19 protein-coding genes and 2 pseudogenes are annotated in these 21,804 nt (G+C 74.7%); 6 read left to right on the forward strand and 15 right to left on the reverse strand.

Going from position 1 to position 21,804, the window contains the following annotated elements; genetic code table 11:
- Positions 1 to 303 precede the first annotated feature (303 nt).
- The gene (locus ACZ462_RS13150) at positions 304 to 843 is read left to right on the forward strand and encodes a TetR/AcrR family transcriptional regulator (RefSeq protein WP_467803705.1); all 540 of its coding nucleotides are present in this window, start codon (positions 304 to 306) and stop codon (positions 841 to 843) included.
- Between the two features lie 71 nt (positions 844 to 914).
- On the opposite strand, the pseudogene ACZ462_RS13155 reads toward ACZ462_RS13150, so the two are convergent.
- Positions 915 to 1,127, reverse strand: a pseudogene (locus ACZ462_RS13155) (IS5/IS1182 family transposase); the annotation flags it as partial.
- 231 nt (positions 1,128 to 1,358) lie between these two features.
- Here ACZ462_RS13155 and ACZ462_RS13160 point away from each other — a divergent pair.
- Positions 1,359 to 2,339 carry an SDR family oxidoreductase gene (locus ACZ462_RS13160; RefSeq protein WP_467803704.1) on the forward strand — a complete coding sequence of 327 codons (981 nt, stop codon included), beginning with the start codon at positions 1,359 to 1,361 and terminating at the stop codon, positions 2,337 to 2,339.
- On the opposite strand, the gene ACZ462_RS13165 is transcribed toward ACZ462_RS13160, so the two are convergent.
- The 5 genes from ACZ462_RS13165 to ACZ462_RS13185 form a co-directional block, all read right to left on the reverse strand.
- A complete protein-coding gene (locus ACZ462_RS13165) occupies positions 2,330 to 3,382 on the reverse strand; it encodes a helix-turn-helix transcriptional regulator (protein WP_467803702.1) in 1,053 nt (350 codons plus the stop codon). The genes ACZ462_RS13160 and ACZ462_RS13165 overlap by 10 nt on opposite strands.
- A gap of 288 nt (positions 3,383 to 3,670) precedes the next feature.
- Positions 3,671 to 5,038 carry a pyridoxal phosphate-dependent decarboxylase family protein gene (locus tag ACZ462_RS13170; protein WP_467803701.1) on the reverse strand — a complete coding sequence of 456 codons (1,368 nt, stop codon included), beginning with the start codon at positions 5,036 to 5,038 and terminating at the stop codon, positions 3,671 to 3,673.
- A 222-nt stretch (positions 5,039 to 5,260) separates the two neighbouring features.
- The gene (locus ACZ462_RS13175) at positions 5,261 to 6,010 is read right to left on the reverse strand and encodes an N-acetyltransferase (RefSeq protein WP_467803700.1); all 750 of its coding nucleotides are present in this window, start codon (positions 6,008 to 6,010) and stop codon (positions 5,261 to 5,263) included.
- Between the two features lie 56 nt (positions 6,011 to 6,066).
- The gene (locus ACZ462_RS13180; RefSeq protein ID WP_467803699.1) at positions 6,067 to 6,642 is read right to left on the reverse strand and encodes a histidine phosphatase family protein; all 576 of its coding nucleotides are present in this window, start codon (positions 6,640 to 6,642) and stop codon (positions 6,067 to 6,069) included.
- A 31-nt stretch (positions 6,643 to 6,673) separates the two neighbouring features.
- Positions 6,674 to 8,128, reverse strand: coding sequence for an aminotransferase-like domain-containing protein (locus tag ACZ462_RS13185; RefSeq protein WP_467803698.1), 1,455 nt, complete (start codon positions 8,126 to 8,128; stop codon positions 6,674 to 6,676).
- Between ACZ462_RS13185 and ACZ462_RS13190 the strand changes: the two genes are divergently transcribed.
- Together ACZ462_RS13190 and ACZ462_RS13195 are read left to right on the forward strand one after the other, a co-directional pair.
- Positions 8,127 to 9,149 carry a DMT family transporter gene (locus ACZ462_RS13190; RefSeq protein WP_467803697.1) on the forward strand — a complete coding sequence of 341 codons (1,023 nt, stop codon included), beginning with the start codon at positions 8,127 to 8,129 and terminating at the stop codon, positions 9,147 to 9,149. The two genes, ACZ462_RS13185 and ACZ462_RS13190, sit on opposite strands and share 2 nt — an antisense overlap.
- Before the next feature lie 51 nt (positions 9,150 to 9,200).
- A complete protein-coding gene (locus tag ACZ462_RS13195) occupies positions 9,201 to 9,398 on the forward strand; it encodes a DUF1918 domain-containing protein (RefSeq protein ID WP_467803695.1) in 198 nt (65 codons plus the stop codon).
- 10 nt (positions 9,399 to 9,408) lie between these two features.
- Here ACZ462_RS13195 and ACZ462_RS13200 read toward each other — a convergent pair whose 3' ends face one another.
- Positions 9,409 to 10,722 carry a glycoside hydrolase family 10-like protein gene (locus tag ACZ462_RS13200; protein ID WP_467803693.1) on the reverse strand — a complete coding sequence of 438 codons (1,314 nt, stop codon included), beginning with the start codon at positions 10,720 to 10,722 and terminating at the stop codon, positions 9,409 to 9,411.
- A 152-nt stretch (positions 10,723 to 10,874) separates the two neighbouring features.
- Between ACZ462_RS13200 and ACZ462_RS13205 the strand changes: the two genes are divergently transcribed.
- Positions 10,875 to 11,765, forward strand: coding sequence for a 3-hydroxybutyryl-CoA dehydrogenase (locus ACZ462_RS13205; RefSeq protein WP_467803692.1), 891 nt, complete (start codon positions 10,875 to 10,877; stop codon positions 11,763 to 11,765).
- Between the two features lie 53 nt (positions 11,766 to 11,818).
- Positions 11,819 to 11,947 (forward strand): annotated as a pseudogene (locus ACZ462_RS13210) (3-hydroxyacyl-CoA dehydrogenase family protein); the annotation flags it as partial.
- A gap of 63 nt (positions 11,948 to 12,010) precedes the next feature.
- Here the strand turns inward: ACZ462_RS13210 and ACZ462_RS13215 are convergent.
- The 8 genes from ACZ462_RS13215 to rpmI all read right to left on the reverse strand — a co-directional run bounded on the left by ACZ462_RS13215 (position 12,011) and on the right by rpmI (position 21,745).
- The gene (locus ACZ462_RS13215; RefSeq protein ID WP_467803691.1) at positions 12,011 to 13,351 is read right to left on the reverse strand and encodes a transcriptional regulator; all 1,341 of its coding nucleotides are present in this window, start codon (positions 13,349 to 13,351) and stop codon (positions 12,011 to 12,013) included.
- A 360-nt stretch (positions 13,352 to 13,711) separates the two neighbouring features.
- The gene (locus ACZ462_RS13220) at positions 13,712 to 14,803 is read right to left on the reverse strand and encodes a PP2C family protein-serine/threonine phosphatase (protein WP_467803690.1); all 1,092 of its coding nucleotides are present in this window, start codon (positions 14,801 to 14,803) and stop codon (positions 13,712 to 13,714) included.
- Positions 14,804 to 14,977: 174 nt separating this feature from the next.
- The gene (gene pheT / locus ACZ462_RS13225; RefSeq protein WP_467803688.1) at positions 14,978 to 17,506 is read right to left on the reverse strand and encodes a phenylalanine--tRNA ligase subunit beta; all 2,529 of its coding nucleotides are present in this window, start codon (positions 17,504 to 17,506) and stop codon (positions 14,978 to 14,980) included.
- Complete coding sequence (pheS, locus tag ACZ462_RS13230; RefSeq protein WP_467803686.1) at positions 17,506 to 18,636, reverse strand: phenylalanine--tRNA ligase subunit alpha; 1,131 nt, start codon at positions 18,634 to 18,636, stop codon at positions 17,506 to 17,508. Before pheS ends, pheT begins: the two co-directional genes overlap by 1 nt.
- Before the next feature lie 145 nt (positions 18,637 to 18,781).
- Positions 18,782 to 19,999, reverse strand: a complete 1,218-nt coding sequence (locus tag ACZ462_RS13235) for a sensor histidine kinase (protein WP_467803684.1) — start codon at positions 19,997 to 19,999, stop codon at positions 18,782 to 18,784.
- A gap of 56 nt (positions 20,000 to 20,055) precedes the next feature.
- On the reverse strand, positions 20,056 to 20,919 hold the full coding sequence (locus tag ACZ462_RS13240; protein WP_467803683.1) for a TrmH family RNA methyltransferase: 864 nt from the start codon (positions 20,917 to 20,919) through the stop codon (positions 20,056 to 20,058).
- A gap of 136 nt (positions 20,920 to 21,055) precedes the next feature.
- Positions 21,056 to 21,448, reverse strand: coding sequence for a 50S ribosomal protein L20 (rplT, locus tag ACZ462_RS13245; protein WP_114056848.1), 393 nt, complete (start codon positions 21,446 to 21,448; stop codon positions 21,056 to 21,058).
- Between the two features lie 102 nt (positions 21,449 to 21,550).
- Positions 21,551 to 21,745, reverse strand: a complete 195-nt coding sequence (rpmI, locus tag ACZ462_RS13250; protein WP_114056849.1) for a 50S ribosomal protein L35 — start codon at positions 21,743 to 21,745, stop codon at positions 21,551 to 21,553.
- Positions 21,746 to 21,804: the final 59 nt, after the last annotated feature.

Here is a 21,804-nt window from a genome sequence, read left to right on the forward strand (position 1 = left end):
ATGGCGGATCAGGAGGTGGAGGCGTAGTCCGGGTGCGGTCGCGAGGGCGGGACGCGGAATAGGGCCTACGCCTCTGAGCAAGGGCTGCCATGCGTCCGCTCGTGGACATCGCCAGGCCTGGACATGGCACGGCAGCGGGGGGCGAGCGTTGCACTGAACCGAGCGGGCGACCTGCGTGACCTCTGGCGATACAGCATGGAGGCATGGGTGGCACCCCCTCTGTTCAGTACAATGACGGTGACACTGCAGAGCATAATTTGAAACACCAGTGTGTCAATAGAGGCGTGGAGGTTTCAGCCGGATATGCGTACGGATGCGGCGGAGGTCCTGGAGTCGACCATTGCGCTCTTGTCGAAAGACCGCGCAGCGTCCATGCAGACCGTCGCCACGCGAGCAGGGATCAGCCGCGCCACCCTGGTGAGGCTCTTCCCCACCCGCCAGGACCTCCTTCAAGCCGTGGCGAACAAGATCCTTGACGACTGCGAACAAGCTCTCTCCCGATCGGAAGGCGAGGCGGCGCCGACGTCCCGCACGCTCGATGAGCTGATCGGCGACTACAGGCCCTTCGCCCAGCTGTGGAACCTGGTCTACGTCGAGCCGGAGGTACTCGGTGCCGACCAGGCCGGCGATCGCGCATCGGTCGTCTTCCGCCGAACGGTCTCCTTCGTCGAACGGGCACAGAAAGCCGGCCTCATGCGGACGGACATGCCTGCTCCGTGGCTCGCGTCCACGTTCTGCAGCATCGCCGAGACAGCCTGGGAGCTGACCCTGGAGGGGCACATGGGGGCGCGGCAGGCGCCGGAGTTCATCCAGGGAATCCTGCGGCACGGCGTCTTCGCCTGAGGGGGCTGCCTCATGACGGTGAGGTCCTTGAGCCAGATCATCGAGGCGCGGAGGCAGAGGCCGGCGAGTCAGCTTGCAGGTGTGTTGTCGTGCCGGGCGGCGATGCCTCGTCAGGCCTTCGGCTTGTTGATCAGCCGCTCGACGGTGTTGCGCTCCTCGTAGAGCTCGGCGTCCTGGCTGACCGGCCGGCCGCCCTGGCGGCCCTTCTTCTTCCGGTTGGCCGCCTGGGCCTTCTTCTCCGTGATGACCGCCTTGATGCGGCGTTTGCGCAGATGGACGCGGTTGCATGCACGTCACGCCGACCAGCGCGTCCTGGCCGAACCTGGTCGAGCGGTGGTACGCCGAACTCACGTAGAAGAAGCTCAAACGCGGCACCCACCGCTCCGTCACCAGTCGGCCCCCAGGTAGGCGGCGCCCGCATCCGCCTGCGGTGTTCGCGCTGCGGTGGGGGTGAGGCGGGACCTCCGGGTAAAAGGTGACGGGTTCTGTCAGTTTTGGCATGAACGATGGATGCCATGGCGAACGAGAACAGCACCATCCGGAACACTCGGAACACCGTGCAGGCCGGCCCGGCGGGCCCGCTGGCGGGGCGGGTCGCACTCGTGGCGGGTGCCACCCGCGGGGCGGGACGGGCTCAGGCTGTGGAGCTGGGCCGGGCCGGTGCGACGGTGTATGTCACCGGCCGCACCACCCGGGCCCGGGTCAGCGAGGTCGGCCGGACCACCGAGACCATCGAGGAGACCGCCGAACTCGTCACCGCAGCGGGCGGCACCGGGATCGCGGTGCCCACCGACCATCTCGACGAAGCCCAGGTACGCGCCCTCGTCAACCGGATCGACCGGGAGTACGGGCGGCTCGACATCCTCGTCAACGACCTGTGGGGCGGCGAGCACCTTCTGGTCACCTCGGTGTTCGGGAAGAAGAGCTGGGAGACACCGCTTGCCGACGGCCTGCGGATCCTGGAGCTCGGCGCCCGCTCGCACGTGATCACGGCGGTGCTGCTGCTTCCGCTGCTGATCCGCTCCGACGCGCCGCTGCATGTGGAGGTAACCGACGGCACCGCGCACTTCAACCGCCGCTACCGGGAGAACATCTACTACGACCTGGCGAAGAACGCCCCGATCCGCCTCGCGTTCGGGCTGGGGCAGGAACTCGCCCCGTACGGGGGCACGGCGGTCGCAGTCTCGCCCGGCTTCCTGCGCTCGGAGCAGATGCTCTCCCACTTCGGTGTGAGTGAGGAGAACTGGCGTGACGCGATCGCCCGGGAGCCGGAGTTCGCGATCGCGGAGTCCCCGCGCTACCTGGCCCGTGGAGTCGCGGCACTGGCCGCCGACCAGGACCGCGCGAAGCGGTGGAACGGCAAGTCCACCTCCAGCGGGGAACTCGCCAGGGCGTACGGGGTGACGGACGTGGACGGCAGCCGCCCGGACGCCTGGGCGTACTTCGAGGACGTGGCCCACGGCGGCAAGGACGCTTCCGCCGACGACTACCGCTGATCCTCGTCCTCCTCGGGCGACGCCGTCCCGGGGGCGGCCTGGTAGAGCGCGGCCAGCGCCGCCGCGTGCACACGGAAGCGGGTGCGCAGCCGGGCCGGGGCCAGCACCTCGGCGTCCGCGCCGAGCCGGGCCAACTGGTCGAAGGCGACGTCCTCGGACTCCGCCGGCAGGTCGACGGTGACCCGGCCGGCGGAGTCCGGGGCGCTCGCCGAGGCGAGCGCGTCCGCGACGGCGGCCCCGTCCACCACGGCGGGCAGCCGGTCCAGCCCCGGGCAGGTGAGCCGGACCGTGACGGTGGTGCGCAGCAGGGTGCGGGCGAAGGCACCCGAGCGAGCCTCCCAGTGCGCGGCCAGGTCGAAGGACGAGTCGCGCACGAACGGTGCCGGTACGTCGGGCGCGGGGCCCAGCGCGGTGATCCGGTCGACCCGGTAGGTGCGCCAGCCGTCGTCCTGGTCCTCGCCCGGGACGCGGGCCACGACGTACCAGGTGCCGGCCTTCAGTACGAGCCCGTACGGCTCCACCACCCGGGCCACGGCGGCGGGCGGCGCCCCGTCCCGGCCGGGCCGCCCGTACGACAGTCGGACGGCCCGGTCCGCCCACACCGCGCGGGCCAGCTCCGGCAGCAGTTCCGGGGTGATGGGCTCGCGGAACCAGGCGGGGGCGTCGAGGTGGAAGCGGCGCGCCGAGGACTCGGCGGCCTGGCGTACCGACGGGAGCAGGGTCGCGGTCAGCTTCAGTCGGGCGGTTTCCGCCGCGTCCGACAGCCCCAGGTCCCGCAACGCCGAGGGCAGACCGGACAGGAAGAGGGTCTCCGCCTCGCTCGCATGGAGCGTCGTGAGCCGGGTCCGGTATCCGGCGGCAAGGTAATACCCGCCCACCCGGCCCCGCTCCGACCGGACGGGGACGCCGGCGTCCTGCAACGCCTGGGCGTCGCGGATCACGGTCCGCTCGGAGATCTCCAGCTCACGAGCGAGGGCCGCCGCGGTCAGGCCGGGGTTGGACTGGATCAGGAGAGCCATACGGATCAGACGGGCAGCACGCATGCTCAAAGGATCACCGACCCGACGGACAAGCGGGACCTCCTGCCGCCGCTGGTCCACCCGGGACAGTGCGAGAACCGGGCGCTGGACTTGGCCGTACGGGCCGGCTCCGACGCCCGGTCACATCAAAGGGGCGCAGAGCACGGCCAGGACCAGAGAACTCACCGTTCCGGGCCGGACATCGCCCGGAACGGGATCGGCTCCGCCCTCCCCTCCCCCTGCGGGGCACGGCGAGCCTGCGAGCCCCCGGGGAGCCGCCGGCCCCGGGCCCGCCGGATCGGCCGGCGGGCGTCAGGAGGCCGCGGCGGCACGGTGGATGGCGTCCAGGGTGTGGGTGACGTCCTCGGCGGTGGTTGACCAGTTGCTCACCGAGATGCGCATGACGCGGCGGCCGCGCCAGGTGGAGCCGCTGATCCAGGCCGTGCCCTCGTCCAGGAGGCGGGCGAGGACGCGGTCGGTGCGGGCGTCGCTGCCGAAGGAGGCGCAGACCTGGGTGAACACCACGTCGTTCAGGACGGTCGCGCCGTCGATCGCGGCGATGCCCTCGGCGAACGTGCGGGCGTGCCGGCACAGGCGGTCGACGAGGTCGGCGACGCCGGTCCGGCCGAGGGAGCGCAGGGCGGCCCACACGGTGAACGCGCGGCCGCGCCGGGAGAGTTCCGGGACCTTGTCGACGGGGTCGCCCTGCTCGTCCTGGATGAGGTACGCGCCGTGCAGGCCCATGGCGGCGCGCAGGGCGGGCGGGTCGCGGACGATGGCGAGGCCGCAGTCGTAGGGCACGTTCAGGGTCTTGTGCGCATCGGTCGCCCAGGAGTCCGCTCCGGCGCAGCCGGCGGTCAGGCGGGCGAGGGCCGGGGAGGCCGCGGCCCACAGCCCGAACGCGCCGTCGACGTGCACCCAGGCGCCGGCCCGGTGCGCGGCGCGGACGGCCTCCTCGAACGGGTCGAAGGCGCCGGTGTGGATGTCGCCGGCCTGGAGGACGACGACGGTCGGGCCCGGCCTGGCGGCCTCCAGGGCGCGGTGCAGTGCCTCGGGCCGGATGCGGCCCTGGCCGTCGGCCTCGACGAGGGCGGGCGTGCCGAGGCCGAGGTAGCGCAGGGCGAGGTCGACGGCCATGTGGCGGTCCTCCCCGGCGAGGACGTGCACCGGGGGGCCGCCGGCCAGGCCGTCGCGGGCGGGGTTGCGGCCGGCCCGGGCGAGGACGGCGTCGCGGGCGGCGGCGAGGCAGGTGAAGTTCGCCATGGTGGCGCCGGTGGTGAAGCCGACGGCGCTGTCGGCGGGCAGGCCCAGCAGGTCGAGGAGCCAGGCGGCGGCGATGTCCTCGACGGCCGTGTGGGCGGGCGAGACGGTGCGCATCACGCAGTTCTGGTCCCAGGCGCTGACGAGCCAGTCGGCGGCGAGCGCGGCCGGTTCGGTGCCGCCGACGACGAATCCGAAGAAGCGGCCGCCGGGGAAGGCGGTCAGGCCGGGCTCGCAGGCGCCGGCGAGCAGGTCGAGGACGTCGGCGGGCGCGGTGGGGCCGTCGGGCAGGTCGGGGCCGAGCGCGCGCACCACGTCCTCGACCGTGGCGCGGGCGGGCACCCGGCGGTCGGGCAGGCTCGCCAGCCAGCGGACGGCATGGTCGTGGGCCCGCCGGAGCGCGGCCTCGCGCGCGTCCATACCTCGGACTATGGGACGGCGGCGCCGGGCGCGCAAGCGGCGCCCCCGCGCGCGGGCGCGGGCGCGCAGCCCCGGCACCCGTCCCGCGCCGCCCGGCGTACGGAGCCGCGTGCGCCCGGGTTACGGAGCCGCGTGCGCCCGGCGCGCAGGCCCCGGACACCGGACCGCGGAGGTCCGGCGCGGCGGGCGCGCGCGGCCGGTGGCCGCCCGCTGGGCGGTGTCTCAGGTCAGGGAGTGGCGGACCCACACGTTGGCCTCGACGAGGACCGCGTAGCCCTCCTGCGGGTGGCAGTGGACGGGGGCCAGGGCTCCGGGGACGCGGACCGGGCCGGGGGTGTCGAAGGGGAGGCCGGTCCACTTCCGCCAGTCGGCGGTCGGCGCGCTGATGGTCTGCGAGAGGGGGGCCACGGAGTCGATGGCGGCGCCCGCGCGGACGTGGACGCGGAGCCAGGGGTCGAAGGGGAGGCCGTCGTCGCGGGTGCGGTACGCGTACTCCTCCATCGGGGTGTCGGGCTCGGCGGCCTTGGCGCTGGGCCGGACCGGTGCCACGACCTCGGCGAAGCCGCGGGCGCGCGCGTTGTCGCGCATCGCGGCCAGGAGGGCTCCCGACAGGCCGCGGCCCTGCCGGGCGGTGTCGACGCTGATCTCCACGGCGCCGACGGTGTCGGGGGCGGTGCCGCGACGCCGGTCGGAGAAGGCCCACATGAGGAGCTGGTCCCAGCCCCGGGCGGGCAGGGCGCCGTCACGCCCGGGGGCGTGCTGGGCGAAGGGGACGCTGAAGCCGCGCGCCGCGATGTCGTCGCCGTCGGTGGCGACCAGGATGTATTCGGGGAATTCGGCCACCATGCGCGGGTAGAGCAGCCAGGCGAGCGGGTCGTGCTCGGCGAAGGCGGGCCACGAGTCCTGCATGTCCCACAGCCGCCCGGCGAGTTCGGGGCGCTCCGCAAGGGTGGTGATCTTGATCCCGGTCATGTGCGCAGGGTAGGGGCGGCCCGGGGCCGGGATCCACTCGGTTTTCGTACGGCCGCTCAGGCGCGGGCCTGGAGCGAGAGGTGCCAGTGGCCGGCGCTGCCGGTGAGGGTGACGGTGGACAGCGGGCGGACGTCCACGCTCCAGTACGTCTGGGGGGCGGCCCGCAGTGCGTAGACGAGGGCGGCGCGGACGGCAGGCGGCTCGGCGACGGCGACGATGGCGGCGCCGTCCTCGGCGGGCCGGGAGTCGAGCCAGCCGCCGATGCGGGCGATGAAGGCGAGGAGGGATTCGCCGCCGTGCGGGGCGGCGTGCGGGTCGGCGAGCCAGCGTTCGACCGCTCCCGGTTCGCGGGCGGCGACCTCGGCGAGGGTCAGGCCCCGCCACCGCCCCATGTCCCAGTCGCGCAGGGCGACCTGGGCGAGCGGCGCGTAGCCGAGGGCCTGGCCGGTGGCGCGGCTGCGGGGGCCGGGCGAGCAGTACCGCAGTTCGGCGGCGGCGAGCGGGACGAGCTCGTGGGCGGCGGATTCGAGGGCCCGCCAGCCCTCGCCGTCCGGGGGGCGGTCGTCGTCGAAGCGCTCGGCGAGCAGCGAGGAGCCGCGGGCTGCGGCGACGAGCGTGACCCGAACGTTCATGCGGAGATGGTGGTGCGCCCGCCGCCGGGGGTCAAGCGTCGTGCGGGAGCGGGTCCGCCGCCCCGGCGCCGAGGGCGGTGCGCAGCCGGCGGACGGCTTCGCCGAGTTCGGCCGCGCCGGAGACCCCGGCGAAGCCGAGGCGGACGTACGGGCCGGGGGGCTCCGCGCAGAAGTACGGGCGTCCTGGCGCGACGGCGACGCCGGCGCGCAGGGCCGCCGCGGCGAACGCGGCGTCGTCCCCGGTGTCGGGGCGGGCCCACAGCTGGTAGCCGCCGGCGGGCAGGTGGGCCAGGTGCAGGCCGGGCAGCGAGCGCCGCAGGGCGCCGGCGAGGACGTCGCGGCGGTGGCGCAGTTCGGCGGCGACGGTGCGCAGGTGGCGGGGCCAGGAGGGGGCGCCGACGAGTTCGAGGGCGGTCTCCTGGAGGGGGCGGGGTACGAAGAAGCTGTCGACGACCTGGATGGCGCGCAGCCGGTCCATGACGGGGCCGCGGGCGGCGAGGGCGCCGACGCGCAGGCTGGGCGAGGTGGCCTTGGTCAGCGAGCGCACGTGGACGACGACGCCGTCGCGGTCCTCGGCGGCCAGCGGGGCGGGCAGCGGGCCGGCGTCCTCGTGGGCGAGGTGGCGGGCGTAGTCGTCCTCGACGACGAACGCGCCGGCGGCGCGGGCGGTCCGCAGCACCTCGGCGCGCCGCTCGGCGGCGAGGACGGCGCCGGTGGGGTTCTGGAACAGCGGCTGGCATACGAAGACCCGCGCGCCGGTCGCTTCGAAGGCGGCGGCCAGCAGCTCCGGCCGGACGCCGTCGGCGTCGACGGGGACGGGCGCGGGCCGGCACCCTGAGGCGCGGGCGATGGACAGCAGGCCGGGGTAGGTCGGGGACTCGACGAGGACGGGCGCGCCGGGCGGGGCGAGGGCCCGCAGGGCGGTGGTGAGGGCGCTCTGCCCGCCGGCGGTGACGAGGACGTCGGCGGCGGTGGCGGACCCGCCGATCTCCCGGGCGAACCAGTCCCGCAGTTCGGGCAGCCCCTCGACGGGCGGGCGGCCCCAGGCGCCGGGGCGCCGCCCGGCCCGGGCGAGGGCGGCCGCCATGGCCCGCTCGGGCTGGAGCGAGGGGTGCAGGTAGCCGCCGCTCAGCTCGATGACCCCGGCGGGCGGGGCGGACAGCGAGTGGAGCACGCCGGAGGCGTCGACGGAGCGCGGCACGATGTCGCCGGCGCCCTCGGCACTCAGGGCGACCTCCTGCCAGGAGGTGTCGCCGGGCGCGGGTTCGGCCGTACGGGGGCGGGCGCGGTAGGCGCCGGCGCCGGGGCGGGTGACGACCAGGCCCTCCGCGGCGAGGAGGGCGAGGGCCCGGGAGACGGTGACGGGGCTGACGCGGTACCGCTCGACCAGGGCGCGGCTCGACGGCAGCTTTCCACCGACCGAGTAGCGGTCCAGCTCGGAACGCAGGGAAGACGCCAACTCCGCCACACTGCTACGCTCGTACATGAGAGCACAGAATAGCGCTACCCGGTCCACGCCGATAGCGGTCGCCGCCCCCGCCTCCGCGGCCCGCTCCCGCACGGCGGCGACCCCTGCGGCCTCCGCCTCCGCCGCCCCTACTGCCCCCGCCGCCTCCGCCGCCCGCCGCAACGCCCGCAGCGCCCGCAGCGCCCGCAGCGGCACCGTGCTCGCCTGCCTCGGCGTCGTCGCCTTCTCGCTGACCTTCCCCGCCACCGCCTGGGGCCTGGAGAGCTTCGGCCCCTGGTCCTTCGTCGCCGTCCGCAGCGTGCTCGCCGCCGCGATCGCCGGCGCGTTCCTGCTCGCCGCCCGCGCCCCGCTGCCCGCGCGGCGGCACTGGCCGGGCCTCGCCGTCGTCGCCGGGGGCGTCGTCGTCGGGTACCCGCTGCTCACCACGCTGGCGCTGACCACCGCGACCACCTCCCACGCCGCGGTCGTCGTCGGACTGCTGCCGCTGACCACGGCGGCGCTGTCGGCACTGCGGACCGGCGTACGGCCCTCGCGCCGCTTCTGGGCCGCGGCCGTCGCCGGCGCCGCCGTCGTCCTCGCGTTCACCCTGGCGCAGAGCGGCGGCTCCCTGTCCGCCGGCGACGGCTACCTCTTCGCCGCGCTGCTCGCCTGCGCGGCCGGCTACACCGAGGGCGGGCGGCTGGCCCGCTACCTGCCCGGCTGGCAGGTCATCGGCTGGGCCCTGGTGGCCTGCCTGCCGCTCAACCTGGCGGGAGCCGCGGCCGGCCTCGCGTACGAGCCCGTGCACCTCGGCGTCCACGGTGTGGCGGGCCTGCTGTGGGCGGCGGCCGGCTCCACCTTCCTCGGCCTGTACGTGTGGTACCGCGGGATGGCGGAGATCGGCGCCCCGCGTGCGAGCCAGCTCCAGCTCGCCCAGCCGCTGCTGACCCTCGTGTGGTCGGTGGCGCTGCTGGGCGAGCAGCTCTCCCCTGCGGCCCCCGCGGCGGCCTGCGCGGTGCTGGTCTGCATCGCCGTGACCCAGCGGGCTCAATCGGGATGAATCGCCGTAAACTGCTGTCACCGGATCCAGACCGCCTCGGAGGAGGTCAGCATGCGCGCGACCGAGGGCGACCAGCTCGTGCAACACGGCAGGATCGTGGGGCAGCACGACAAGGTCGGCGAGATCACTCAGGTACTGGGCGAGAACGGCAACCCGCCTTACCGGGTCCGTTTCTCCGACGGCCACGAGGCCGTCATGTCCCCGGGCCCCGACTGCGTGGTGAAGCACCCAGCGGAACCCGGACACTGACCAGGGCGGCTCAGCGCGGCGGCACCGCCGTCGGGTAGTGGTCCGCGACGACCCGCGCCAACGCACCCGTGGGGTCCGTGACCACCTGCTTCGCGGAGAAGTAGCAGTGGCCGCGGACCTCGCCGTACCGCTTGGCGAGCGCGACGTGCCGGGTCAGCTCCTCCGGATCGCGCCACGCCGCGGTCGTGCTCTGCGGGTCGCAGCGGTAGAGCCCCTCCCCGACGTAGAGGTCGACGCCGGTGCCGGCGACGGTCTGCGCCCACCAGGGGACGATCTTCGCGTAGTCGGCGGTCGGGTGCCCGATGTGCCAGTACGCCTGCGGGACGACGTAGTCGACCCAGCCCTCCCGCACCCACTTGCGGGTGTCCGCGTACAGGTCGTCGTACGTGCCCAGCGTCTGCGTGTCCGAGCCGAGGGGGTCCCTGTCCCGGTTGCGCCACACCGCGAACGGGCTGATGCCGAAGCGGGCCGAGGGGCGGACCGTGCGGACGCGCTCCGACATCTCGCGGACCAGGGCGTCGGTGTTGTGGCGCCGCCAGTCGGCCCGGGAGGGGAAGCCGCCGCCGTGGCGGGCGTACGCGTCGTCGTCGTCGAAGGCCTCGCCGGCGACCGGGTAGGGGTAGAAGTAGTCGTCCCAGTGCACCCCGTCCACCGCGTAGCGGGACACCGCGTCGAGCATGGCCTCCTGCACGAAGGCCCTCACCTCGGGCAGCCCCGGGTTGTAGTACAGCTTGCCGCCGTACGCCACCGTCCAGCCGGGGTTGCGGCGCGCCGGGTGCGAGGCCGCGAGGCGGGCTGGGTCGGCGTGGGTGTTGGCCACCCGGTACGGGTTGAACCAGGCGTGGAACTCAAGCCCCCGGGCGTGCGCTTCGGCGACGGCCGTGCCCAGCGGGTCCCAGCCCGGGTCGCCGCCCTGCACGCCGGTCAGCCACTGCGACCAGGGCTCCCGGGCCCCGGGCCACATCGCGTCGGCCGTGGGCCGGACCTGGAGCACCACCGCGTTCAGTCGGCGCTCGACCGCGGTGTCGTAGAGGGCGGTCAGCTCGGCCCGCTGCCGCGCCGCCGACAGTCCGGTCCGCGAGGGCCAGTCGACGTTCTGCACCGAGGCGATCCACATCCCGCGGAACTCGGCGGCGCCGCCCCGCCCCCGGCCCGCCCGCTCCCGCTCCCCGGCCGGGCCGGACGCCGCGTCCGCCGCCCGGCCCCGCCCGGCCGCCGCCCGGGGCCCGTCCTCCCGCGACGCCGCCTGCGCCGGACCCGCCGCGGCCGATGCCAGTGCGCCCGCGGCTCCGGCCAGCAGCCCCCGTCGTGCCATGTACGTCATGCGATCGCTCCGCTCCTCTGCGTGACATCTCCTGCGTGGGGTCAGCATGCCCGCCCCGGCCCTCTGCCAAGGGCAGGGTCGGGGGTAACGTCGGGGGGCGTGGCGGGCGCCGGAAGCAGTCACCACTGCACGAACGGGGGACCCGCCCTCCGATGACCAGCGAAAGGCACGAAGTGACTGACCTCCCTTCCGACATCACCCGAGTCGGCGTAGTGGGCTGCGGCCAGATGGGCGCTGGTATCGCCGAGGTCTGCGCCCGCAGCGGACTGGACGTCAAGGTCGCCGAGACCACCGGTGAGGCCCTGGAGATCGGCCGGACCCGGCTGCAGAACTCCCTGTCGAAGGCCGCCGCCCGCGGGAAGATCAGCGAGGAGGAGCGGGACGCCACCCTGGCCCGCCTCTCCTTCACCACCGACCTCGGCGAGTTCGCCGACCGCGACCTGGTCATCGAGGCGGTCGTCGAGAACGAGCAGGTCAAGACGGAGATCTTCCAGATCCTCGACCAGGTCACCCGCCCGGGGGCCATCCTCGCCTCGAACACCTCGTCGATCCCGCTGGTCAAGCTGGCCGTCGCGACCTCCCGCCCCGACCAGGTCATCGGCATCCACTTCTTCAACCCGGCGCCCGTGCAGAAGCTCGTCGAGCTGATCCCCGCCCTCACCACGAGCGAGGAGACCATCAAGCGCGCCGAGGCGCTGGTGCAGAACGTGCTCGACAAGCACGCGATCCGCGCGCAGGACCGGTCGGGCTTCGTCGTCAACGCCCTCCTCGTCCCGTACCTGCTCTCCGCGATCCGGATGTTCGAGTCGGGCATCGCCAGCCGCGAGGACATCGACAACGGCATGGAGTTCGGCTGCGCCCACCCGATGGGCCCGCTGAAGCTGTCCGACCTGATCGGCCTGGACACCGTGGCCTCGATCGCCGACTCGATGTACGCCGAGTTCAAGGAGCCGCTGTACGCCGCTCCCCCGCTGCTCCAGCGGATGGTCGACGCCGGCCGCCTCGGCCGCAAGACCGGCTCGGGCTTCTACCCGTACAACTGACCCTCGGCGCGCACCGGGAACAGCCCGGCCGCCCCGGCGGCGGCCGGGGCGGGTCACGGGCCGACTCGATGTACGCCGAGTTCAAGGAGCCGCTGTACGCCGCTCCCCCGCTGCTCCAGCGGATGGTCGACGCCGGCCGCCTCGGCCGCAAGACCGGCTCGGGCTTCTACCCGTACAACTGACCCTCGGCGCGCACCGGGAGCAGCCCGGCCGCCCCGGCGGCGGCCGGGGCGGGTCACGGCCCGTCACAGCGGGACGCTGAGCGCCCCGTCGATGAGCCGGGCCGTCTCCTCCGCGCCCGAACACCCGCTGGACAGCAGCTGTTCGCGGACCGCGCGCAGCCGGTCGCGGAGCCGCTGCGACTCCATCCCCCTGGCCCGTTCGGCCATTTCGGCGGCCGCCGCGGCGGCGCGGTCCGCCTCGCCCTGGCGCAGCTGGATCTCGCAGAGCATCGCGAGCCGGTGGACCCGGCCGCGTTCGTGTGCCGGGGTGCCGACGGCGGCCGCGGCCTGCTCGTGGGCGGCGTCCAGCTCCCCGAGGCTGAGCAGGGCCTCCGCCACCTGGACGTTGACCAGGCCGGGTTGGACGTAGCCGGTCTCGTCGGGTTCGGCGCCGGGGCGGATCCGCTCGGCGGCCGTCTCCGCGTGCCGGATGCACGTCAGCGCCGCGGCGGTGTCGCCGAGTCGGGCGTACGCCTTGGCCTGCATGGCGTACAGGTCGGCGGCGAGGGCGGCGGTGGTGTGCCGGCCGGCGGTGCGCAGCGCGGTCTCGGCGAAGGCGACGGCCTGGCGGTGGTCGCGCAGGTGGAGGGACTGGTTGACGAGCAGGGCGATGACGTAGGCGCCGAGTCCGCGGTCGCCGCTGGCCTTGGCGAGCCGCAGCGCCTGGTGGAAGTAGCGCTGGGCCAGGCCGTGGGCGTCGGAGTCGTACGCGCAGATCCCGGCGACGGCGACGAGGGAGCCGGCGGCCCGGTGCAGGCGGCGCCCGAGGTCGTCGGGGTAGCTGCCGCGCAGCAGGGGCGCGGTCTCGCTGCCGAGGAAGCGCACGATGCGGGCGCGGGTGGCGATGCCGCCGGCCCGCCGGTACATCAGCTCGTAGTGGGAGCGTGCGGCGCGGAGGACCTCGATGTGCTCGGGGCCGACGCGCAGGGGGCCGTCGCGGGAGACGTCGGCGTCCTCGGGCGGGTTCTCCCACTCCCAGACGGGGATGACGGCGGGCGTGCCGGTGAGGGCGGGCGCCTCGTGCAGCGGGAAGCGGCCCTGCTCGTCGGAGCGCCACAGGGCGGCGGCCCGGTCGACGAAGCCGCTGAGCGGGGAGGCGTGCGGGCCGGCCGGCCGGCCGGGGCCGCCGAAGCCGACGTCGTCGAGGGAGACCGTGCGCCGCAGCCGGCCCCCGAGCACCTCGCAGATCAGGTCGGGGACCTGGCCGCGGGGGCGCTGGCCCTTCAACCACCGGTTGACGGCGGTGTGTTCGTAGCGCAGGGCGAGTCCGCGGGAGCGGCCCGCCTGGTTCACGTGCGCGGCGAGTCCTGCATGGGACATGCCCGCCTCGGCGAGGAGGGCGTCGAGCAGGGCGTTGGGCTGCATGGGCCCCTCCAAGGGCTCGTCGGGACCAGGCTAGTGGGTGCGGCATCCACACGGGGTGTGAACCGAGTACGCGCATAAATGCGATCCGTACCCTGCCGCGGGGACCCCCGGGAGCGGTTCACTGAAGCGCCTCGCCAAGAGGCCGCACGGGTCGTCGGCTCCCCCTCGTACAGTGCGACGACCCGCCACCCGCGCCGCCCGTCCGCTGTCTGCCCGGCACTCCACGGCAGGCGGGCGGCGCACCCCGGCTCCGGCCGACGCCCGGCTGGTCACCCACCGGGCCCCGGTCGGGAGCCGGCGGAACGCACACCGGGCCCTCCCACCGGGGCCCGGTGTGCGGTTCCCGGCCCGGGTCGGGTGTCAGGCGCAGCGGTCGCTGCGGACCGCCAGCAGGGCGGCGTCGTCCGCGGGATGTCCGCCGCTGTGGCGCAGCAGGGCCGCGTGCACGCCGGCGACCAGCCGTGCGGGGGTGGCCGCCGGCTGCCGGGCGGCGATGCCGGCGAGGACGCGGGGCAGCGGGAAGAACCGGCCGGCCGCGTCGCGGGCGTCCTCGGCGCCGTCGGTGTGCAGGAACAGCACGTCCCCGGGCCCCAGTCGGCCGCAGTCCCCTGCCTCCAGCCCGTCCGGTACGGGCGCCACCCCGAGCGGGGGCAGGGGGTCGCCGCCGTCGAGGGGCCGTACGTCAGGCCAGGGCCTGGCGGGCGCGGGCACCGGGAGCGGGGGCGGCGGGGCCGCGTCGGCGGCGGGGCGGGCGGCCGCCGGGCGCGGCAGTGCGCCGCATGTCCGGGGGGCCTCCCGCGAACGGAGCAGATAGGGCCAGGGGTGCCCGCAGTTGAGGGCGGTCAGCGTGCCGTCCTCGGCAATCTGGAGGAGGAGCACGGTCACGAACTCCTCGGCGGCGGACCCCTGCACCCCGGCCCCGGCGGTGTGCGGCTCGGCGGCGGCGCGGTCGCGGATGTGCCGGCCCAGGGCGCGTTCCATCCGGTGCAGCACCCCGGCCAGCGAGGGCTCGTCGTACGCGGCCTCCCGGAACGCCCCGAGCACGGCGGCGGCCGCGGCCGCCGAGGGCAGCCCGTGGCCCCGTACGTCGCCGATGGCCACGCGGACGCCGTGCGCGGTGGGTACGGCCCCGTAGAGGTCGCCGCCGATCGCGGCGCCGCGGGTCGCGGAGAGCTGGGCGCCGGCCAGGGTGAGGCCGTCGATCCGCGGGGGCAGGGGCCGCAGCAGCGCCCGCTGGGCGGCTTCGGCGACCTCCTGGGAGCGGCGCAGGCGGGCGAGGAGGTCCCGGCGGGCACGGAGCGCGCAGCCGGCGGCCAGCAGCAGGAAGGCCGCGGTGCCGGCGAGGCTGTGCGCCCACCGGCCGGAGCCGGGCAGCTCCCGGACCGCCGCGGCGCCGCCCCCTGCGGGGACGCACGCCCGGCGCGGCTGGGGCCTCTCCCCGCGCGTGATCATCCCTGGGGACTCCTGTGTCTGCCCGTTGTGGGCATCTGGCGCAACGATTGTCCCGGGCTGTCACGCGAGAAGACACGGGTCACCGGCGTTTACACCCGAACGAGTGAGGGGCGCCTCCGTGGTGGAGACGCCCCTCGACGCGCGCGCCGGGCGGCGGCGCGGAACCGCGGCCGCTTACGCGCCGCGCAGCACCGCGCCGGTCCGCTCGGCCGCCAGCGCGACCGCGGCGTCGCGGGCCGCCGTGGACTCCTCGGCGGTCAGCGTGCGGTCGGCCGCGCGGAAGCGCAGCGCGTACGCCAGCGACTTCTTGCCCTCGCCGACCTGCTCGCCGGTGAAGACGTCGAACAGCCGCAGCGATTCGAGCAGTTCGCCCGCGCCCTTGCGGAGCGCCGCCTCGACGTCGGCCGCCGGGACAGACGCGTCGACGATCAGGGCGACGTCCTGGGTGGCGACGGGGAAGGAGGAGATCCGCGGCGACTCCACGGGCGTGCCGCCGGCCGCGGCGAGGCGGTCGAGGTCGAGCTCCATGGCGCTGGTGCGGGCGGGCAGGCCGAGGGACTTGACGACCCGCGGGTGCAGCTCGCCGGCGTGGCCGATGACCTGCTCGACCCCGTCGATGGTGACGACGAGTTCGGCGCAGCGGCCCGGGTGCCACGGGCCGTACTGGCCCTGCCGCACGACGAGGTCCGTACCGGCCTCGGCGGCCAGCAGGCGCGCGGCCTGGACGGCGTCCGCCCACTCGGCCGGGCGGCCCTTGCCCCACCAGCCGGCCTGCTCGCGCGCCCCGGCCAGCACGACCGCGGCGTACCGCGGCTGCGCGGGCAGCGCCGCGTCGAGCGTGGCGATCTCCTCGTCCGAGGGGCGGCGGTCGACGGGCAGCCGCACGGCGACGCCCGGCTTCTCGCCGGCCCGGAAGACCAGGCCGGTCTCGAAGAGGGCCAGGTCGTGCGAGCCGCGGCTGTCGTTGCGGCGCAGCGCGCCCAGCAGGCCGGGCAGCAGCGTGGTGCGCAGCGCCGGCTCCTCGTCGGAGAGCGGGTTGACGAGGCGGACGACGTCGCGGGAGGCGTCGTGCGCGGGCAGCTGGAGCTGGTCGAAGACCTGCTCGCCGATGAACGGGTAGTTCAGCGCCTCGACGTAGCCGGCGCCGGCCAGGGCGCGGCCGACCCTGCGGTGCAGCTGCTGCCGGGCGGTCAGGCCGCGGCCGGAGGGCACCTGGGGCAGCGTGGAGGGCAGGTTGGCGTAGCCCTCCAGCCGGATGACCTCCTCGGCGAGGTCGTTCGGCTCGGCGAGGTCGGGCCGCCACGAGGGGACGGTGACGACGAGCTCGTCCTGGCCGTAGACGTCGCAGCCGACCTCCTGGAGGCGGCGGACGACCGTCTCCCGGCCGTACGCGACGCCCGCGACCCGGTCCGGGTGGTCGGCGCGCATCGCGACGGTCCGCGGGGCGCCGGGCGCGGCCAGCTCGGTGACGCCCGCCTCGGCGGTGCCGCCGGCGAGCAGCACCAGCAGGTCGACGGTGCGCTGCGCGGCGGCCGAGGCGGCCTGCGGGTCCACGCCGCGCTCGAAGCGCTTGGAGGCCTCCGAGGACAGCCGGTGCCGGCGGGCGGTGCGCGAGATCGCGATCGGGTCGAAGTGCGCGGCCTCGATGACGACGTCGGTGGTGCCGGCGACCTGGCCGGTCTCCGGGTCGGCGACGGCGTCGGCGATCTCCGTGTTCGCGCCGCCCATGACGCCGGCGAGGCCGATCGGCCCGCTGTCGTCGGTGATGACCAGGTCCTCGGCGTCGAGGGTGCGCTTGACGCCGTCGAGGGTGGTGAGGACCTCGCCCTGCTCGGCGCGGCGGACGCCGATGGCGCCGTCGAGGCGGGAGCGGTCGTAGGCGTGCAGGGGCTGGCCGAGTTCCAGCATCACGTAGTTGGTGACGTCCACGGCGAGGGAGATCGGGCGCATGCCGGCCTTCTGCAGGCGGCGCTTGAGCCAGATCGGGGACTTCGCCTCGGGGTCCAGGCCGGTGACGGTGCGCGCGGTGAAGCGGTCGCAGCCGGCCGGGTCGGAGACCTTGACGAGGTAGCCGTAGGAGTTCGGGGCGGGCACGTCGAGGAGCGCCGGGTCGCGCAGCGGCAGGCCGTACGCGGTGGCGGTCTCGCGGGCGACGCCGCGCATCGACAGGCAGTAGCCGCGGTCGGGGGTGACGGCGATGTCGAGGACCTCGTCGCGCAGCTCCAGCAGCTCGATCGCGTCGGTGCCGGCCTCGTGCTCCGGCGGCAGCACGATGATGCCGTGCGTGCCGTCGTCGCCCATGCCGAGCTCGTCGCCGGAGCAGATCATGCCGCTGGAGGTCCTGCCGTACGTCTTGCGCGAGGCGATCGCGAAGTCGCCGGGCAGGACGGCGCCGGGCAGGGCCACGACGACCTTGTCGCCGACGGCGAAGTTCCGGGCGCCGCAGACGATCTCCTGGGGCTCGCCGGTGCCGTTGGCGGTGCCGACGTCGACGGTGCAGAAGCGGATCGGCTTCTTGAACTCGGTCAGCTCCTCGATCGTCAGCACCTGGCCGACGACGAGGGGGCCGGTGAGGTCGGCGCCGAGCTGCTCGACGGTCTCGACCTCCAGACCGGCGTCGATGAGCTTGGCCTGCACGTCACGACCGGTTTCGCCCGCAGGCAGGTCGACGTACTCCCGCAGCCACGAAAGCGGGACCCGCATCAGATCTCCATCCCGAACGGCCGGGTGAACCGGACGTCACCCTCGACCATGTCTCGCATGTCTTCCACGTTGTGCCGGAACATCAGCATCCGCTCGATGCCGAAGCCGAAGGCGAAGCCGCTGTACTTCTCCGGGTCGACGCCGCAGGCGGTGAGCACCTTGGGGTTGACCATGCCGCAGCCGCCGAGCTCGATCCAGCCCTCGCTGGAGCAGGTGCGGCAGGGGCGGTCGGGGTTGCCCACCGACGCGCCGCGGCACACGTAGCACTGCATGTCCATCTCGGCGGACGGCTCGGTGAACGGGAAGAAGTTCGGGCGCAGGCGCGTGGTGACGTCGTCCCCGAAGAGGGACTTGACCATGTGGTCGATGGTGCCCTTGAGGTCGGCCATGGTCAGGCCCTCGTCGACGGCGAGCAGCTCGACCTGGTGGAAGACCGGGGTGTGCGTCGCGTCCAGCTCGTCGGTGCGGTAGACGCGGCCCGGGCAGACGATGTAGACGGGCGGCTCGCGGCGCTCCAGGAGCGAGCGGGCCTGCACCGGCGAGGTGTGGGTGCGCAGGACGACACCGGACTCGTCGCCCTCGACGCCCTCGGGGCCGCGGACGAAGAAGGTGTCCTGCATCTGCCGCGCGGGGTGGTCGGGCGTGAAGTTGAGGGCGTCGAAGTTGAACCACTCCGCCTCGACCTCGGGGCCCTCGGCGACCTCGTAGCCCATGGCCGTGAAGATGTCCGCGATGCGGTCCATCAGCGTGGTCAGGGGGTGGCGGGCGCCGGCCGGGACGCGGTCGTACGGCAGGGTGACGTCGACCGCCTCCTCGACCAGTACGCGCTCGTCGCGCTCGGCCTCCAGCTGGGCGAGGCGCTCCGCGAACGCCTTGTTCACCGCGCCGCGGGCCTGGCCCACGCGCTTGCCCGCCTCGGCCTTGGCCTGCGGGGGCAGCGCGCCGATCTCGCGGTTGGCGAGGGCGAGCGGCGAGGTGCCGCCGGTGTGGGCGGTCTTCGCGTGCGCGAGTTCGTCGAGGTCGCCGGCGGCCGCGAAGGCGGCGAGCGCCTCGTCCCGCATGCGCTCGATCTCTTCCGGTTTCAGTGCCTCGACCTCGACAGGGTCGTACGACTTGTTCGGTGCCGACATCTCTTCCCGTGCTTCCGATGGGCTGGCTGGAGGTCCCCGCTCGACGACGAGCTCGACACAAGGACGCAAAGGTGCCAAAGGACGAGTCTACGGGCCGCGGGGGGCGGAGGAGCCCGTGGGCCGCCTGGCGAGACGCTCCGCAGGATTACTGCGTGAGGTACGCCGGCGCGCCGACGGGCAGGATAAATCGGAATTCCGCGCCGCCGCCGGGTCCGCGGCCGACGGTGATCGTGCCGCCGTGCGCCTCGACGATGCCCTTGACGATGTACAGGCCAAGGCCGGTGCCGCCGCGCTTGCTGCCCCGCCAGAAGCGGGTGAAGACGCGGCCCATCGACTCCTCGGGGATGCCGGGGCCCTCATCGGTCACGGTGACGGCGGTTCCCTTCTCGGTCTTGCCCGCTGCGTTCGCCAGGCTGGTCGGCGACACGTCGATGGTGACGGTTCCCTCGCCGTGGCGCACCGCATTTTCCAGCAGGTTGCCGAGGATCTGGTCGATCTTGTCGGGGTCGGCCCACAGGTCGGGCAGGGAGCGGCTGACGCGGACGAGGAACCGCTCGGGCGCCTGGCCGTTCGCGGTGAGCGCCTGGACGTGGCGGCCGACGGCGGTCGCGATGTCGACGGGCTGGCGGCGCACTTCGAGGCGGCCGGAGTCGATGCGGGAGATGTCGAGGAGCTCGGCGATCAGGCGGGTGACGCGGTTGGCGTCGGCGTCGACGGTCTCCAGCATGAGGCGCTTCTGGTCGTCGGTGAACCGCTCCCACTTGGCGAGGAGGGTCGCGGTGAAGCCCTTGACGGAGGTCAGCGGGGAGCGCAGCTCGTGGGCGACGGTGGCGATCAGCTCGGCGTGGCTGCGCTCGGTGCGGCGGCGGGCCTCGGTGCCGCGCAGGGTGACGACGAGGCGGCGGAGCGGGCCGGCGGGCTGGGAGCGGACGTAGCGGGCGGAGACGAGGACCTCGCGGCCGCCGGGCAGGAGGAGGTTCCGCTCGGGCTGGCCGCGGCGGGTGGCGAGCCCGCCGTAGGGGTCGGTCAGGGCCCACCAGCGGCGGCCGTCGAGGTCCTCCAGCGGCAGGGCCCGCTCGATGCGGGCGCCCAGCGCCTCGGCGGGGGCGAGGGCCGTGATGCGGGCGGCCGCGGAGTTGAAGCAGATCACGCGGCCGGCGGCGTCGGCGACGACGAGGCCGTCGGGCAGGTCGTCCGGGTCGATGCCGAGGGCGTCGAGGCCCGCCGGGTCGGCGGGGCCGGACGGGCCGGGTGCGGCGGCCTCCGGGCCGGGCGGGCCCGGGGGCTGTGCGGGAACGGTCGCCAGGGACGGCGCCCCCGCCGCGTCCGCGGCCCCTGGCGAGCTGTTCGTACCGACGGTCATGTCCCCGTACCCCACATCTCCGAGTAGCGCAGTGGGCCCCCCGGGCCGCCACATTACTAGCTGGGGGTCACGGAGCGGCACCCTCCGGACGCCCGCTGTGCACGGGCGGAGGCGTAGAGGCACACGGCGGCGGCCGTGGCGAGGTTCAGGCTCTCGGCCTTGCCGTGGATCGGAACGCGCACGACCGCGTCGGCGAGGGCGCGGGTCTCCTCGGGCAGGCCCCACGCCTCGTTGCCGAAGACCCAGGCGGACGGGCCCCCCATGGTGCCGGCGTCGAGCTCGGCGTCGAGGTCGTGCTCGCCCGCCCCGTCGGCGGCGAGGATCCGCACGCCGGCCGCCCGCAGCCCGGAGACGGCCTGCTCCACGGGGACGCCGACGGCGACCGGGAGGTGGAAGAGGGAGCCGACGGAGGCCCGTACGGACTTGGGGTTGTACAGGTCGACGGAGGCGTCGGTCAGGACGACGGCGTCCGCCCCGGCGGCGTCGGCGCAGCGCAGGACGGTGCCGGCGTTGCCGGGGTCGCGGACGTGCGCCAGGACGGCGACGAGCCGGGGCCGGGCGCGCAGGATCTCCTCGAACGGCGAGTCGAGGAAGCGGCAGACGCCGACGAGCCCCTGCGGGGTGACGGTCTGCGAGACCTCGGCCAGGACCTCGTCGGAGGCGTGGTGGACGCGCGCTCCGGAGGCCCGGGCCTCGGCGACGATCTCGGGGTGGCGCTCGGCGGCCTCGGCGGTGGCGAACAGCTCGGTCAGGGTCGGGCCGCCGGGGCCGCGGTGCCTGACGGCCTCGCGGACGGCCTGCGGGCCCTCGGCGAGGAAGCGGCGCTCCTTGGTGCGGAAGTTGCGCCGCGCGAGGCGCTTGGCGGCGGCCACCCGCGGGGATCGGGGGGAGATCGGCTCGGCGGGGGCGGGGGTACCCATGGGCGGTCGGCTCGCTTCCGTGCGTACTGCGGGTCTGACTGGGCGGGGCGGCGGCCACAACGCACGGACCCGCAGGCACGGGGCCTGCGGGTCCGGGCTGAAGCCTGTCGAGGGCTTGCTGCGCGAAGCGTGTCGCTTAGGCGGCAGCGGCGGCCTTCGGGGCGTTCACGTCGGCCGGGAGCGCCTTCTGGGCGACCTCGACCAGCGCGGCGAACGCGTTGGCGTCGTTGACGGCCAGCTCCGCGAGGATCTTGCGGTCCACCTCGATGTTGGCGGCCTTCAGACCCTGGATGAGGCGGTTGTACGTCATGCCGTTCTGGCGGGCAGCGGCGTTGATGCGCTGGATCCACAGCTGACGGAAGTCGCCCTTGCGCTTCTTGCGGTCGTTGTAGTTGTAGACCAGCGAGTGGGTGACCTGCTCCTTGGCCTTGCGGTACAGGCGCGAACGCTGACCGCGGTAGCCGGAGGCCGCCTCGAGGATCGCCCGGCGCTTCTTGTGGGCGTTTACTGCCCGCTTGACGCGTGCCACTTCTTGACTCCTTGTAGCGGGGCCGCGGGTGTCTTCACACGGCCCGAAAGTTCGATGGGATCCCGGTCTTGGCGTCCCGCTCCCGGTGGGGGAGCGGCGACGTCAGATGCCGAGAAGCTTCTTGATCTTCGCGGCGTCGCCCGGGGCCATCTCGGCGTTGCCGGTGAGGCGACGCGTCAGCTTGGACGACTTGTGCTCGAGCAGGTGGCGCTTGCCGGCGCGCTCGCGGAGCACCTTGCCGGAGCCGGTGACCTTGAAGCGCTTCTTGGTACCGCTGTGCGTCTTGTTCTTCGGCATGGCGCCGTTATCTCCTCGTCGGTGGCGTTCCCCACCGGTCCGGTACCGGACCGGCTTGC

Source organism: Streptomyces sp. NPDC031121, from assembly GCF_055570615.1.

What these genes read in the sequence shown, in the direction of transcription:
- ACZ462_RS13150 (WP_467803705.1), top strand. Translation starts at nt 304, where the DNA reads ATGCGTACGGATGCGGCGGAGGTCCTGGAGTCGACCATTGCGCTCTTG.
- ACZ462_RS13160 (WP_467803704.1), top strand. Translation starts at nt 1,359, where the DNA reads ATGGCGAACGAGAACAGCACCATCCGGAACACTCGGAACACCGTGCAG.
- ACZ462_RS13165 (WP_467803702.1), bottom strand. Translation starts at nt 3,382, where the DNA reads ATGCGTGCTGCCCGTCTGATCCGTATGGCTCTCCTGATCCAGTCCAAC.
- ACZ462_RS13170 (WP_467803701.1), bottom strand. Translation starts at nt 5,038, where the DNA reads ATGGACGCGCGCGAGGCCGCGCTCCGGCGGGCCCACGACCATGCCGTC.
- ACZ462_RS13175 (WP_467803700.1), bottom strand. Translation starts at nt 6,010, where the DNA reads ATGACCGGGATCAAGATCACCACCCTTGCGGAGCGCCCCGAACTCGCC.
- ACZ462_RS13180 (WP_467803699.1), bottom strand. Translation starts at nt 6,642, where the DNA reads ATGAACGTTCGGGTCACGCTCGTCGCCGCAGCCCGCGGCTCCTCGCTG.
- ACZ462_RS13190 (WP_467803697.1), top strand. Translation starts at nt 8,127, where the DNA reads ATGAGAGCACAGAATAGCGCTACCCGGTCCACGCCGATAGCGGTCGCC.
- ACZ462_RS13185 (WP_467803698.1), bottom strand. Translation starts at nt 8,128, where the DNA reads ATGTACGAGCGTAGCAGTGTGGCGGAGTTGGCGTCTTCCCTGCGTTCC.
- ACZ462_RS13195 (WP_467803695.1), top strand. Translation starts at nt 9,201, where the DNA reads ATGCGCGCGACCGAGGGCGACCAGCTCGTGCAACACGGCAGGATCGTG.
- ACZ462_RS13200 (WP_467803693.1), bottom strand. Translation starts at nt 10,722, where the DNA reads ATGACGTACATGGCACGACGGGGGCTGCTGGCCGGAGCCGCGGGCGCA.
- ACZ462_RS13205 (WP_467803692.1), top strand. Translation starts at nt 10,875, where the DNA reads ATGACCAGCGAAAGGCACGAAGTGACTGACCTCCCTTCCGACATCACC.
- ACZ462_RS13215 (WP_467803691.1), bottom strand. Translation starts at nt 13,351, where the DNA reads ATGCAGCCCAACGCCCTGCTCGACGCCCTCCTCGCCGAGGCGGGCATG.
- ACZ462_RS13220 (WP_467803690.1), bottom strand. Translation starts at nt 14,803, where the DNA reads ATGATCACGCGCGGGGAGAGGCCCCAGCCGCGCCGGGCGTGCGTCCCC.
- pheT (WP_467803688.1), bottom strand. Translation starts at nt 17,506, where the DNA reads ATGCGGGTCCCGCTTTCGTGGCTGCGGGAGTACGTCGACCTGCCTGCG.
- pheS (WP_467803686.1), bottom strand. Translation starts at nt 18,636, where the DNA reads ATGTCGGCACCGAACAAGTCGTACGACCCTGTCGAGGTCGAGGCACTG.
- ACZ462_RS13235 (WP_467803684.1), bottom strand. Translation starts at nt 19,999, where the DNA reads ATGACCGTCGGTACGAACAGCTCGCCAGGGGCCGCGGACGCGGCGGGG.
- ACZ462_RS13240 (WP_467803683.1), bottom strand. Translation starts at nt 20,919, where the DNA reads ATGGGTACCCCCGCCCCCGCCGAGCCGATCTCCCCCCGATCCCCGCGG.
- rpmI (WP_114056849.1), bottom strand. Translation starts at nt 21,745, where the DNA reads ATGCCGAAGAACAAGACGCACAGCGGTACCAAGAAGCGCTTCAAGGTC.